Raw genomic sequence first — 14073 nt, 5'->3', positions numbered from 1 at the left:
TGGCAAGCCGCAAGCGCGGGCTACAAAGTCCGCGCTACAAGCCGTTCTTCACGGCAATAAGCTGAGCGGCGATGCTGATGGCTATTTCCTCAGGCGTCTGGCTTTTGATGGGCAGACCAACGGGCGCATGCAGCCGCTCCAGTTGCTCCGGCGGAATGCCCTCCGCCTGATAATCACCTAGCATCTTCTCGATTTTCTTCTGACTGCCGAGCACGCCCAAAAACTTCAGGTTCTTGCTGAGCAAAGCCCGGAGCGCCACATCGTCCGTACGATAGCCAAACGTCATGACGACTACGTACTGGTTTTCGCCTTCCGGCACCAGCGAAGCTAGGGCGCTGTAGCTGCCCACAACGGTTTTGCCGTGGGCAGAGTCGTTGGCTAAGAAGGTGTTAAGCTCGGGCCGGTCTTCGTAAAGCTGAATATGGAAATCGAGCGTACGCATGAGTCGAGCGAAAGCCAGGGCACAGTGTCCGCCGCCAATAATGTGCAAGCTGTTTTTGTGCCCTAGCTTTTCTTGGTAAAGCCAAGCTTCCTCCGGCTCCTGCGTAAAGACGTAGCTCTGCCCTAGGTCTTGGCGTTGACTAAAACCTAGCCCAGCCGACGACAACGTGAGCACACCCGCTTGCTCGTGCTCTAAAGCGTTGCTTATCTGCTCTATAGCAGCCGCATCAATCGAGCGCGCGGGGTAAAGCAGAATGGTTTGCTCACCAGAGCAAATCATGCCGCTTTGGTCTTTCGGAGCCGTCTTGTTGTGAATCTGCTGGTGCAAGCTAGGTTGGGTAGCAGGTTGCGCAAGCCGCTCGCGGGCGAGCTGCACAAACTTGTGCTCCATAATGCCGCCCCCGATGGAACCTTGCATCTCGCCCGCCGCATTCACCGCCATCAGGAAGCCCTGCCGGCCCGGACTGCTGCCCGTACTTTGCACCACGTACAGCAACATCGCCGGTACGCCGCGCCGCAGACTTTCGCTAAGAAGTTGCCACGTGGCTAAGGCTCTTTTCATGCAAGTTGGTAGCGCCCACCGCCGCGGGCGGATACAAGCCTAGTAACACCTTTTCAGGCGTCATCGGGGCATCGAAGGCGAGGGGAGAAGCAGGATTAAAGGCTTTGATGGCGTTGCGCAGGGCAAAGTACGTCCCGATACCGTACATAAACGGCGGCTCGCCCACAGCCTTGGAGCGCATAATAGCTAGGTTGTCCTTATCCGTATCCAGCGCGTCGATGGCTATTTCCTTCGGCACCGAGTAGATATCCGGAATTTTGTACGTCGACAACGTATTCGAGCGCAGACGACCCGTTTGGTCATAGATCAACTCTTCCAATGTCATCCAGCCAATGCCTTGCACAATCCCGCCTTCAATCTGGCCACGGTCGATGGTGGGGTTCATACTTTGGCCGAAATCGTGCACCACTTTTACGGCATCCACGGTGTAGGTGCCGCGCAAGCAGTCGACGGTTGCAACGGTGATAGCGGTACCGTAAACGTGGTAGGCAAAGGGGTGGCCTTTCTCGGTTTTCTTATCGAAATGCACCTCCGGGGTAGCGTAGTGCGCGTGCTCGGAGAGGCTTACTCGCTTCAGGAAAGCCGCTGTAACGAGCTTCTTCCAGTCAAGGGCAGTTTCCTCGCCGTGTAGCAGCACTTGCTCGTCCTTCAGCTCAATAGCGGTTTCGGGTGCTTGCAACTCCTCGGCTGCTACGCGCTTCAGACGCTCCACAATCGCTTCACAGGCCAGCTGCACAGCTTTGCCGTTGAGGTCGGCGGTAGCACTGGCGGCCGAAGGGGATGTGTTGGCAATACGGTTGGTGCTAGTGGTTTGCATGCGCACCTTCGCCGGGTTGATCGAAAATACCTGCGCTGCTACCTGCAACATCTTGGTATTCACGCCTTGGCCCATTTCCACGGCTCCGGTGCTCACTTTCACGCTGCCATCGTAGTAGACGTGCACCAAGGCCCTAGCTTGGTTCATGGAGGTGTTGGTGAATGATATGCCAAAGCAGATCGGCATGAAAGACAAGCCCTTCTTGAACAAGGTGTTGCTAGCATTGAAGCTTTGTACTTCTTGGCGCAGCTTCTCCACGTCATACAAGCTTTCGGCCTTGTGCCAGCACGCGTGCGCCTCGCTCACCGCCTTCTGCCCAAACGGAAATTCGTCGCCGGTCTTGTTCAGATTCTTCTTCTGAATAACGCACGCGTCAATACCTAGCTCTTCGGCCACTTTCGCAATGGCTGACTCCATCACAAACTTGGCCTGTGGTCCACCAAAGCCCCGGAAAGCCGTATTAGGCGGCAAGTGCGTGCGGCAGCTATAAGCCGTAGCGCGCACATTTGGAATAAAGTAAGTGCTGGTAGTGTGGAACAGCGTACGCTCCATAATGGCCGGCGAAAGGTCGGCCGCAGCCCCAGCGTTTTGGTAGAAATCTACTTCGTAGGCGAGGATGTTGAGGTCCTTGTCGAGCCCGATTTTGAAGTCGGAAGAGTAGGGGTGGCGCTTGCCGGTCATCTGCATGTCTTCGAGCCGGTCGAGCACGTACTTCACGGGCTTGTGCAAATGGTGCGCAGCCAAAGCGCACAGCGCTACCCACGCATTGGCCTGATCTTCTTTGCCGCCGAATCCGCCACCTAGCCGAATCACATCGACTTCCACTTGGTGCATCGGCACGCCGAGTACGCGGGCCGCCATACGCTGGCTTGCCGTGGGGCTTTGCGTTGAGGAATAGATCTTTAGCTCGCCATTCTCCTGCGGAATGGCGTAGGCGCACTGGGTTTCAATGTACAGGTGCTCCTGTCCGTTGCTATCCGCCGAGCCTTCTACCACGTACTCGCACTCGTCCCAGGCTAGCTCGGAGGCACCTAGCTTGAAGGTGCGCGGTGGCACAATCAGCTCGCCTTGAGCGTGCGCCACCCGCGGGTCGGTGATGACCGGTAGCGGCGTGATATCAACTTTAATCTTGCGCACGGCAGCCCGAGCAGCATGATCCGACGTGGCAACCACAAAGGCAATCGGCATTCCGCAAAAGTCTACCTCGTGGTCGGCTAGCAGTGGCTCGTCGGGAATGATGCCGCCAATCTGGTTTTCGCCGGTGATATCGTGGTGGGTGAAGATGCGCACTACACCTGGCTGCTGCATGGCCTCACTTAAGTGCAACTGCTCGATGTGCCCGTGGGCGATGGGCGAAATGAACGCCGCACCAAACAGCGTTCCGGCGACTAACGGAATATCATCCAAGTAGAGCGATTGGCCCTTGACATGGTTGCTGGAATCTATATTCTTCATCGTAGTGCTCGAAGTCGAAGGTGTAGAGACACCTATCTATGTGTCTCAATCGTTGCTGATGTTGTTTGTACCGCAGATCGTTCTAGGCTTGTCGTTAGCTACGCTGATCTTCGATTCAACGGCGAGACACAAGGATGTGTCTCTACCTGTCCTTAACGAAGCAGCTCTGCCGCGCTGAGCTGCGGAAACAACGCCAGAAAATGCGCCTTTATCAACTGGCTAAGTAAAAGCCGCTTGTACGTCTCGGTGCCACGTGCGTCGCTGATAGGCGAAATCTCCGTTTGGGCTAGCTCCGTAGCTTCCTGAATCAGCTCTTCCGATACTTCCTTGCCGACTAGAAAAGCCGAGGCTTTAGCCAGTAGCCTAGGTGTCGGGCCCACACCGCCGGCCGAGAGGCTAGCGGCCGTAATGAAGCCATCCGCAACAGTCAGTTGGCAAGCAGAGTTGACACTGGCAATATCCAAGTGCGTGCGCTTGCTGACTTTCTCAAAGTTGAACTTCGTGTGTGCATCCGGCAGCTCAAACCGAATAGCCGTAATGTTCTCCTGCGGAGTCTTGGCTAGCTGCTTATACCCCTGGTAAAACGCTCGTAGCGGAACCTCACGCGTTACGCTGCCGTCACTGAGCACAAGTTGTGCGTTTAAAGCCAAGAACATAATTGTCAGGTCGCCGATGGGCGAGGCATTGACGAAATTGCCCGCTACTGTCGCCATATTCCGAATTGGTGTAGACGATACCAAATGCAGAAAACCACGGAACTCAGGGAAATACTCGCGCAGTACCGCCGATTCAGCTAGGTCCGTCACAGTCGCCGCGCCACCAATGACGCAATGGTTCTCCTCTCGCACAACCCCTTGCAAGCTAGGATGGTCGAAGAGGAATTGTGCAGCCAGCTCTCGCATGGTTTCGTGCTTCTGCACGTAGAGGTCGGTGCCGCCACCCACAAACTGTGGAGCACTGTCGGGCGTGTGGCCATTCGACCTAGCTTCTAGGGTTAGAGCCTGCAACCTAGGTTTAATACCTGCGAAATATTCGGGCAGAATCTGCTGTTGCGCCACGAACGTTGTGGGCTCCTCGCCGTTACGTTCTTCCAGCAAGTGCGCCACTCGTGCCGCTGCGCGTTCAATCGACTTATAGCCGGTGCAACGGCAGATGTTACCATCTACGGCCGCAATGGCGTTCTGGCACGTAGCTTCTTTCTCACTCAAGCAAAAGCCCGCCAGCGACATCACAAAACCCGGCGTGCAGAACCCACACTGCGTCGCTGATTCGTCTACCATCGCCTGCTGAATCGGGTTAAGCCCTTCTCGGTTAATACCTTCCACGGTCACTACGTGCTTACCTTGCAGGTTGCCGAGCGGCGTAAGACAAGAGGTGAAAGAGCGGTAACGCAGTTGCTCACCCGTAAGCTCGCCGACCAGTACCGTGCACGCCCCACAGTCGCCTTCCCGGCACCCGATCTTGGTGCCTTTCAGGTGTTGGTCGTAGCGGATGTAGTCGAGCAGCACGGTACCCGTGGGCAGCGAAGTGCTTACTTCTTGGTTGTTGAGAATGAACTTAAGCAAGAGGAAAAAGTATCAGGTTTCGTCTAAGATACTTGATTTCCGCTATACTAAAGCCATGTTATGCTTGAAAATTTCCTAATGAATTAGCTGTAACCTAGACTACGATTGATCGGGGCAAACCTATGCACAGCCTAGCGTTAGATGGTCAGGGTAAACTCTGAACCACGGCCCTTGAGTGATGACTTACGAATAACTAGATCACCAGAGATGACAAACGTACGCGGCTGAAAATCATCTTTTTGCCGCACTTGCTCCAAGAAAAGACGAGCAGCTTGCTGCCCAATCCGGTAAGGGTGAAGATTAACCGTAGTTAAGCCCGGCTCGATCATAGAAGCCATGAATTCATCCCCGAAGCCAACCACGGCAATGTCTTCTGGCACGTGCAAGCCACGTTGCTTCAACGATTGAATCAGGTCGATGGCATTGGTGTAGTTGATGGCGAAAATAGCATCGGGTGGCTTTGGCAAAGCTAGCCAAGTATCTAGAGCAGCCACAGCCGACTCAGCGCGGAAGTTGATATGAATTTGGTAGTCGCTTTCCACCTGTAAGCCGTGCTTGCGCAAAGCGCTAAGGTAGCCAGCTTTGCGGTTCTTGCTGATTAACAGCGACTCAGGTCCCGCGAGGATCGCAATACGGCGGCAGCCTTCCTGAATCAAATGCTCCGTCACGGCGAAGGCTCCGTCCCAGTCGTCTAGGATAACCTTGGCGCTGTTCACCTCGTCACATACCCGGTCGAAGTGGACGATGGGAATGCCACGGCAGGCGTCCTGCTTCACGTGGTCGAAGTTTTCGGTCTCGCGGGAATGGCAGATTAAAAGCCCATCCACACGGCTGGCAATAAGCGCTTGCACGTTGCTAACCTCCGTTTGATACGACTCCTTCGACTGGCAGATCATGACTCGGTAGCCTTCCTCAGCCGCTACTTGCTGAATACCACTTACCGCCGTCGCGAAGAAAGGCCGCTCAATATCGGGGATGATAACACCTATCGTATGCGTTTCGCTGCGCTTTAGGCTTTGGGCTAGCAAGCTAGGCTGATAGTCGAGCTGCCGTGCTACTTCCAAAATGGCCTGTCGGGTAGTAGGGCTAATATCCGTGTGCCCATTCAGCGCCCGTGATACCGTAGAAGAAGCTACTCCTAATGCTTTCGCAACATCACCGATCGTTGTCTGGTGACGTTTGCGCTCCGGCGCCGGTGCCGTTTTGACGTCGGTGAAGTGGTAATCGCATGCCTTGCAAAAGAAGCGTTGTCGCCCCCGAATGAAGCCAGCACGCATGACGCCGTCGGCAAGTCCGCACTTTGTGCACTTGATCATATAGGAATTGTATTATCAATAAGGAAGACGAAGTTACACACAAACCTTGCGGAAAGCTTCTTTTGATTATTCGAAGATAATCTTCTAAATTTTTTTTAAGAAATTATTCTTTACTTTACCTATCACAACCGTTTCCGGAAACGGTTGTGATATTTTTGTTTTATATTTGGGCTTTCGGAAACGTTTTAGTACTGGTTTTTGAGCTAAATACTGACTTATCTTCGAAAAGAAAATCACTCCTGATCCTTTACGACGCCTCTCTCTCAGCAAAGCACTAGTTAAGGGATAGGTATAGTTGTAATTGTATTTTTTTAATAAAACAACAGAGTATGTTGCACACAATGCGTTGGTTTGGACCGAATGATCCAGTGTCACTCTCTGCCATTCGTCAAGCAGGTTGCACTGGGGTCGTAACGGCGCTACACCAACTGCCTGTAGGGGCTGTATGGTCAGTAGAGGATATCAAATTCCGCCAGAGCTTAATTGAGGTAGACAACCAGCAGTATACTCCTTTGCATTGGGCCGTAGTTGAGAGTTTGCCCGTGCACGAAGACATTAAAAAAGGGCTGCCCTCGCGCGCGGAGTACATACAGAACTATAAGCAGTCACTGCGCAACCTTGCTCTTTGTGGCATCCAGACGGTATGCTACAACTTTATGCCCGTGCTGGATTGGTCGCGGACCAACATAAATTACGAGATGCCCGACGGTTCAAGGGCATTGCGCTTCGTATGGCAAGATTTCGCTTTGTTCGATCTGTATATCCTGAAGCGCCCCGGTGCAGAAGCTGATTACGAGCCAGCGGTAAAAGCTGCGGCCCAGCAACAGTTCAGCGATATGAGTGCTGACCAAATAGCTGAGTTGACCAACACGGTACTGCTAGGTCTACCTGGCTCCGAAGAAGCATTTGAACTAGCTGGCTTCCAAGGATTGCTTGATCAATACGCGGCTATTGACAGTCAAACCCTGAAGCAAAACCTATTTCACTTTATTAGAGAGGTAGGACCAGTAGCTACCGAAGTAGGCATCAACCTCTGCATTCACCCGGATGATCCGCCGTATCCGCTGCTAGGCTTGCCCCGCGTGGTGAGCACCGAGGCCGATCTGGCGGAATTAATGGCTGCTTATGATGCTCCTGCCAATGGCATCACATACTGCACTGGCTCACTAGGTGTTCGCTTCGATAACGATCTGCCCGGCATCGTACGGCGCCTAGGCCAGCGCATTCACTTTATCCATCTGCGCGCTACAAAGCGGGAGGAAAACCCACGCAACTTCCACGAAGCCGACCACTTAGCAGGCGACGTGGATATGTATGCCGTAGTGCGTGAGCTGGTGTTAGAGGAACTACGCCGTCAGCAGGAAGGCAGTGGCAACCTGTCTATCCCGATGCGTCCTGACCACGGTCACCAGATGCTCGACGACCTACACAAGAAAACGTACCCCGGCTATTCTGCCATCGGTCGTTTACGGGGCTTGGCTGAGTTGCGCGGTTTGGAGCTAGGTATTCGCCGCTCCTTAGCTGCCGATGTAGCTCCCGCTGAGTTTATGACTGCTACCAACTACTAGTTCTCAGTGCTCTCACGTTCTACTACCGTGCTTCGTTCGCTATTATTTCTGTTGCTTGTCGTTGGAGCGCACCGTAGTGTGGCCGACGACGGCTACCGATTGTGGCTGAAGTATGATTTGATTCAAGATGCTGCTCAGCGCAAAGCCTATCAGCAGGCGACGCAGTTTATCGCCATTGAAGGTGCTTCGTCGCCTGTGCTACAATCAGCAGTAAAAGAACTGCAACTTGGCCTGAAAGGCCTGTTAGGGCAGCCAGTTTCGGTGCTGACAGGACCCGCCAAAAAGCAAGGCGGAATCATTTTGCGCGTTAATTCAGCTGCAAACGTTACCGCAAACGATCGGCTCAAGAAGCTAAGCAAAGAGGGGTATAGCCTTCGCTCGGAGAAGGGAAATGTAGTAGTTGCCGGCCCAACGGATGCGGCGGTGCTCTATGGCACGTTTGCCCTGTTGCGCCAACTCCAAACCCGGCAGTCGCTCGCTAACCTAGCTCTCACGAGTACCCCCAAAATCGAGTATCGCATGCTGAATCATTGGGACAACCCCAATGGTACCGTAGAGCGCGGTTACGCCGGATCTTCTATCTGGAAGTGGTACGAACTACCGGAGTTACTTGATCCGCGCTACCAGGACTATGCCCGCGCAAATGCCTCAATCGGGATTAACGGTGTGGTAATCAATAACGTGAATGCCAGTGCTCGGTATCTCACACCAGAGTATTTGCGCAAAGTGGCAGCGCTAGCTAAGGTGTTCCGGGCCTACGGTATTCGGGTGTACTTATCGGTATTTTGGGCAGCGCCCAAAACGCTGGGTGGCCTGCCTACTTCCGATCCGCTCGATCCGAAAGTGCGCAGCTGGTGGACCGACAAAACAAACGAAATCTACAAGACCATTCCCGACTTCGGAGGCTTTCTGGTGAAAGCAAATTCGGAAGGGGAGCCCGGCCCGCAAGATTACGGCCGCAACCACGCGGAGGGAGCCAACATGCTCACCGAAGCCCTAGGTCAGCACGATGGCATCGTTATGTGGCGGGCCTTTGTGTACAAAGCCAACTCCAACGGCGACCGGTTCAAGGAAGCCTATGAGGAGTTTAAGCCACTAGATGGGAAGTTTGCGGCCAAAGCACTAGTACAGGTTAAGAACGGTCCCATTGACTTTATGGCGCGGGAGCCATTTCACCCGCTGTTTGGTGCAATGCCAAGCACGCCGCTCGTGCTGGAAGTGCAGCTCACGCAGGAGTACCTAGGTTTTGCTACGCACATGGTGTACCTAGGCCCACTTATTAAAGAGTGCTTAGAAACAGATACATATTCCAAAGGCAAAGGCTCGACGGTAGCCAAGGTGGTCGATGGCAGCGTTGACAATCACCAGATCAGCGGTATTGCAGGTGTGGCTAACATCGGCTCCGACCGCAACTGGACTGGGCACCCGATGGGGCAAGCCAACTGGTACGCCTACGGCCGCCTAGCTTGGGACCACACGCTGTCGTCGGAAGCACTTGCCAAGGAATGGACCCGAATGACGCTGACAAGCGAGCCGAAGGCAGTGAGTACGATCACGAATCTGCTGGTAAAATCGCGCGACATCTATGTGCGCTACACCATGCCGCTCGGCCTACACCACATCATGGGGCAAACGGTGCATTATGGCCCCGAGCCGTGGCTCTCTAAAAGTGCCCGCCCCGACTGGACCGCGGTGTATTATCACAAAGCCGACTCTATCGGCCTAGGTTTCGACCGCACGGCCAAGGGCAGCAATGCACTTAGCTTGTATAAGCCTGAAGTGCAGCAAATGTGGGGTGACGCCAAAACCTGTCCGCTCAATTACTTGCTGTGGTTCCACCACGTGCCGTGGAAGCAGCCGCTCAGCACCGGCCGCACGCTCTGGAACGAGCTCTGCTACCGCTACTACACCGGCGCCGACTCGGTGGTGTGGATGCAGCAGCAATGGACCCAAGTGAAACCGGCCGTTGACCCGGCCCTGTACGCCGATGTGGCTGCTCGCCTCCAAGCGCAACACAAAGAAGCCATCTGGTGGCGCGATGCCTGCGTGCTCTACTTCCAAACGTTCGCCAAGCAGCCGATTCCGGCTCCCTTTGCCCCACCCGAACGCTCGCTGGAAGCCGTGAAGCAGATCGTGGATATCTACCAGATGCGGTAAGCCGCTTTAGCAACTGACCTCCTTCAGAATAACTCTTGTGCAAACGCACTAGGCGAACCAAAAGCTGGCTGCAGGTAAAGCCTGCCCGAGAATTGAACACCCATTTTAATTGAATAGCATACCGACATGGAGCACTTCGAAAATCATACGAACCACACCGATACGATGACGCAACCAAACCCTTTTTCCCTGGAGGGTAAACTCGCTCTGATTACGGGCGGCGGTAGCGGCATCGGTCTGGAAATTGCCCGTTGTATGGTACAGGCGGGTGCTCGTGTGGTTATCACGGGGCGGCGCGAACAGCCGCTGAAAGATGCCGTTGAGGGGCTAGGTACTTCGGCCGAATACCTCATCAACGATGTGGGTGAGCTAGGTTCACTCGAGGGCTTGGTGAAGCAGATCGAGGATGCCTGGGGGCCACTCGATATTCTGGTGAACAACGCTGGCATCAACATGAAAAAGCCCGCGCTGGAAGTGACCGACGAAGAGTTTAATCGTATTATTCACACTAACCTAAACTCGGTGTTTTCCCTCACACGGGCCTGCGCCAAGCAGATGGTAGCCCGTAAGAGCGGCGTCATCCTGATGATTTCGTCGATGGCCGCCTACTACGGCATCGACCGAGTAGTAGCCTACGCTGCTTCCAAGTCGGCGGTAGAAGGCATGGTAAAGGTGCTCGCCTCCGAATTTTCGGGCGCCAACGTGCGAGTGAATGCCATTGCCCCCGGCTTCATCGAAACAGAAATGAGCCGCACGGCCATGAACAACGACCCCGAACGCCGCGACCGAGCCATGCGCCGCACGCCTATGGGTAAGTTCGGCAAACCCGAAGACATCGGCCACGCGGCCGTGTTCCTTGCCTCCGATGCCGCCCGTTACATCACGGGTGCCTCGCTGCCAGTTGATGGCGGCAATTCAATTGGTTTTTAGGTTAAGAATTTTTCCCACAGTCAAGAGTTTTTCCCACAAAACATTTCCCACCTATTATGAAAGCACCTCTATATGCTGCTATGCTCCGCTTCGGGCAACCAGTGGCGCGCGGCGCAGTAGTTTTATCATTACTCGGCCTCACCCCCACGTTGGTGATGGCGCAAACGGGACGCACCGTAACGGGGCGGGTTACGAGCACGAATGGCGAAGGTCTACCTGGGGTAACGGTTGTGGTGAAAGGCACGAGCCAAGGCACCGGCACCGACGCCAACGGTAACTTCAGCCTAGCAGTGCCCAGCGATAACACAATCTTAGTTGTCAGCTCGATTGGCTTCTTGAAGCAGGAAGTTGCGGTGGGCAGCCGCACTTCGCTCGATGTGAAGCTAGCTACCGAAACCACCGCTCTGAATGAAGTACAGGTCGTGGGCTACGGTGTGCAGAAGAAGAGCCAGGTAACGGGCGCTATTTCGTCGGTTACGGAAGAACAACTGCGGGATGTGCCGGTGGCTAACGTTGGTCAGGCCCTGCAAGGTCGCGCGGCCGGTGTTACGATTTCCAACTCCAGCACTACGCCTGGTCAGAGCCCAGTTATTCGTATCCGGGGCAACCGCTCTATCTCGGGTAGCAACGATCCGCTGCTGGTAGTAGATGGCGTACCCTTCGACGGTAGCCTCAACGACTTGAACCCGGACGATATTACGTCGCTGGAAGTGCTGAAAGACGCCTCTTCGACGGCTATCTACGGTGCTCGTGGTGCCAACGGCGTTATCCTGATTACCACTCGGCGCGGTAAATCGGGTGCTCCCCGCGCTACCTACAGCGGCTACTACGGCACGAAAAAGGCGTATGGCCTTTACGATTTGCAGAACGGGCAGGAGTACTACAACTACCGCCTCGAAGCTTACCGGGCGCAGAACGCGAACTACGACCCCAACACGGCTACTACGTTCCTCACGAACGACGAACGAGCTAACTACGCCGCTGGTCGCACGACGGACTACCAGAAACTGCTCTTCCAAAAGGGGCACATCCAAAACCACGTTATTGGCGTGTCGGGTGGTACGGACCAAACCCAGTACTCGACCTCGCTAGGCTACTACGACGAAACGGGCATTACCCCCGTACAACGTTACCAGCGCTATTCGCTGCGTGGTACCCTTGACCAACAAATTGGCAAACGGGTGAAAGTTGGGGTGAACACGCTGAACACGTTCAACGTGTCGGACGACCCGAACGTCGGCATTCTAAACCAGATTTTGACAACTAGCCCGCTGGCTTCTACTACGGATGCTAACGGCAATCAGGTTCTGTACCCGAACGGAGACACGGCCGGATCGAACCCGCTCACCTTGTACGCCGATAACGCGCACAAAGACCAGAGTCGCCGGATCCGTACCTTCAACAGCCTATACGGGCAGGTAAACATTCTGAAAGGCCTAGACTACCGCTTGAACCTAGGTCTGGATGTGCGCTCCGAGAACAACGGCACCTTCTACGCTTCATACACCCCGCAAAACGGCGGAGGACAGAGCACGGCTTCGCGTTCGTCTAACTTAGCCTTCAACCTGCTGACCGAAAACATCCTGACGTATAACCGCAGCTTCGGTAAGCACGATGTGAACTTTACGGGCCTATACAGCTGGCAGGGCTACCGCTTCGATAACTCTAGCGTTGGAGCTCGTAATTTGTTGGCTAACTACCAGCTATACAATAACCTAGGTGCTGGTACGCCTAGCTCGGCTAGCAGCAGTCAGCAGCGTTGGGATATTATCTCCTACATGGGCCGCGCAAACTACGCCTATGATAACCGCTACTCGGCTACCTTAACCGTGCGCGTTGACGGCTCTTCGCGTTTGGCGCCAGGCAATAAGTACAAGGCTTTCCCTTCTGCAGCCGTAGCGTGGAACATTGCCAATGAGTCGTTCCTGCAAGATCAGGCGTGGCTTAGCAACCTGAAGTTCCGGGCTAGCTTGGGCCGCGTGGGTAGCACAGCGGTGAACCCTTACCAGACTCTCGGAGCGCTAGGCTCGGGCATCGGTAACGGCTACTATAACTACGGCGCGACTGGCGCAGTAGGCGTAGTACCGAACAGCATCCCGAACGGCAACCTAGGCTGGGAATACACAACGACGACCAACTTTGGCTTGGATTTCGGCTTCCTGCAAAACCGTATCACGGGTTCGGTGGAAGTGTATCAGCAGCGCACCAGCGACCTGTTGCTGCCTGACGCGCTACCAACGGCCAGCGGCTATAGCTCTTACGTGCGCAACGTGGGTCAGACCCAAAACCGCGGTATCGAGGTGTCACTCTCTACGGTGAACGTGCGGACCACAAGCGGCTTCGAATGGAGCACGGACTGGAACTTCACCGTGAACCGGGAGAAGGTACTGGACCTGGGGTTGAACGATGCCAGCGGCAACAAGCTCAGTGACATCGGCAACCAGCGCTTCATCGGCCAGCCCTTGTACGTGTTCTATGACTACAAGAAGCTCGGCATCTGGCAAACCTCGGAAGCTGACCAGGCCAAGAAGTACAACTCCAAGCCCGGGCAGATCAAGGTGGCTGATGTGGACAACAATGGGGTGATCAACTCCAATGACCGCGTGATTGTAGGCAGCCGCCAGCCCAAGTTCGAGGCGGGTTTGACCAACCGCTTCAAGTACAAAGGCTTCGACCTGACGCTGGTGGCGCTGACGCGGGTCGGGGCGACGGTGGTGGATCCGACCTTGTTCGGGCCGAACTACTTCACCACCAACACGGGGCGGCGCAACCAGGTGAACCTGAACTACTGGACGGCCACTAACCCCAGCAACGAGTACCCGCAGCCTGACCAGTCCTCCCGCGCAACCGAGTGGCCCACGTACGGACAGACCTTGGCATACCGGAACGGTACCTTCATCAAAGTGCGTAGCATTGACCTAGGTTATGCACTGCCAACCGCTTGGGCGAAGCGAGCTTTCATGAGCAATGCACGTGTTTACGTGCAAGTGCAAAACCCCCTGCTCTGGGCAAAGGATCCGTTCTTCAAGGCTAACAAAGCCATCGACCCCGATGCCTTGTCTTACTCGACGCGCCTCGACGCAAGCCAGCCTGGCGGTATTGCCTTCACCGGCGGTAACCCCAACAACACGAGCGGTGGCACGTCTGGTGGTAACGGCGTGAACTATCCTTTCACGCGGTCCTTCATTGTAGGCCTCAACCTAGGCTTCTAAGACAGGACGAAGTAGCTGAGTAACTGAGTGGCTAAGGAACATACAACACC

The 14073-nt window shown here is 54.9% G+C and carries 8 protein-coding genes; 4 read left to right on the top strand and 4 right to left on the bottom strand.

The genetic code is table 11. The features are described 5' to 3' along the window. Window positions 1-34: 34 nt before the first annotated feature. From SD425_RS14465 to SD425_RS14450, 4 genes are all read right to left on the bottom strand, one after another. A complete protein-coding gene (locus SD425_RS14465; protein ID WP_324670650.1) occupies window positions 35-1003 on the bottom strand; it encodes an XdhC family protein in 969 nt (322 codons plus the stop codon). Beyond that, window positions 969-3275, bottom strand: coding sequence for a xanthine dehydrogenase molybdopterin binding subunit (locus SD425_RS14460; protein ID WP_324670649.1), 2307 nt, complete (start codon window positions 3273-3275; stop codon window positions 969-971). Before SD425_RS14460 ends, SD425_RS14465 begins: the two co-directional genes overlap by 35 nt. 152 nt (window positions 3276-3427) lie before the next feature. Then, a complete protein-coding gene (locus SD425_RS14455) occupies window positions 3428-4840 on the bottom strand; it encodes an FAD binding domain-containing protein (RefSeq protein ID WP_324670648.1) in 1413 nt (470 codons plus the stop codon). 137 nt (window positions 4841-4977) lie between these two features. Further along, on the bottom strand, window positions 4978-6156 hold the full coding sequence (locus SD425_RS14450; protein WP_324670647.1) for a LacI family DNA-binding transcriptional regulator: 1179 nt from the start codon (window positions 6154-6156) through the stop codon (window positions 4978-4980). Window positions 6157-6485: 329 nt separating this feature from the next. On the opposite strand from SD425_RS14450, the gene uxuA reads away from it, so the two are divergent. The 4 genes from uxuA (at window position 6486) to SD425_RS14430 (ending at window position 14023) form a co-directional block, all read left to right on the top strand. Continuing rightward, entirely contained in the window at window positions 6486-7724 is a 1239-nt protein-coding gene (gene uxuA, locus SD425_RS14445) for a mannonate dehydratase (protein WP_324670646.1), read from the top strand. A 27-nt stretch (window positions 7725-7751) separates the two neighbouring features. Next, window positions 7752-9881 carry an alpha-glucuronidase family glycosyl hydrolase gene (locus SD425_RS14440; RefSeq protein WP_324670645.1) on the top strand — a complete coding sequence of 710 codons (2130 nt, stop codon included), beginning with the start codon at window positions 7752-7754 and terminating at the stop codon, window positions 9879-9881. A 126-nt stretch (window positions 9882-10007) separates the two neighbouring features. Next, entirely contained in the window at window positions 10008-10811 is an 804-nt protein-coding gene (locus SD425_RS14435) for a 3-oxoacyl-ACP reductase family protein (RefSeq protein WP_324670644.1), read from the top strand. 56 nt (window positions 10812-10867) lie between these two features. Beyond that, on the top strand, window positions 10868-14023 hold the full coding sequence (locus SD425_RS14430; protein WP_324670643.1) for a TonB-dependent receptor: 3156 nt from the start codon (window positions 10868-10870) through the stop codon (window positions 14021-14023). Window positions 14024-14073: the final 50 nt, after the last annotated feature.

This window comes from Hymenobacter sp. GOD-10R, assembly GCF_035609205.1.
Lineage (GTDB): Bacteria > Bacteroidota > Bacteroidia > Cytophagales > Hymenobacteraceae > Hymenobacter.
The sequence above is the reverse complement of the archived record's forward strand: the minus strand, read 5'-3'. Positions and strand labels throughout refer to the sequence as shown.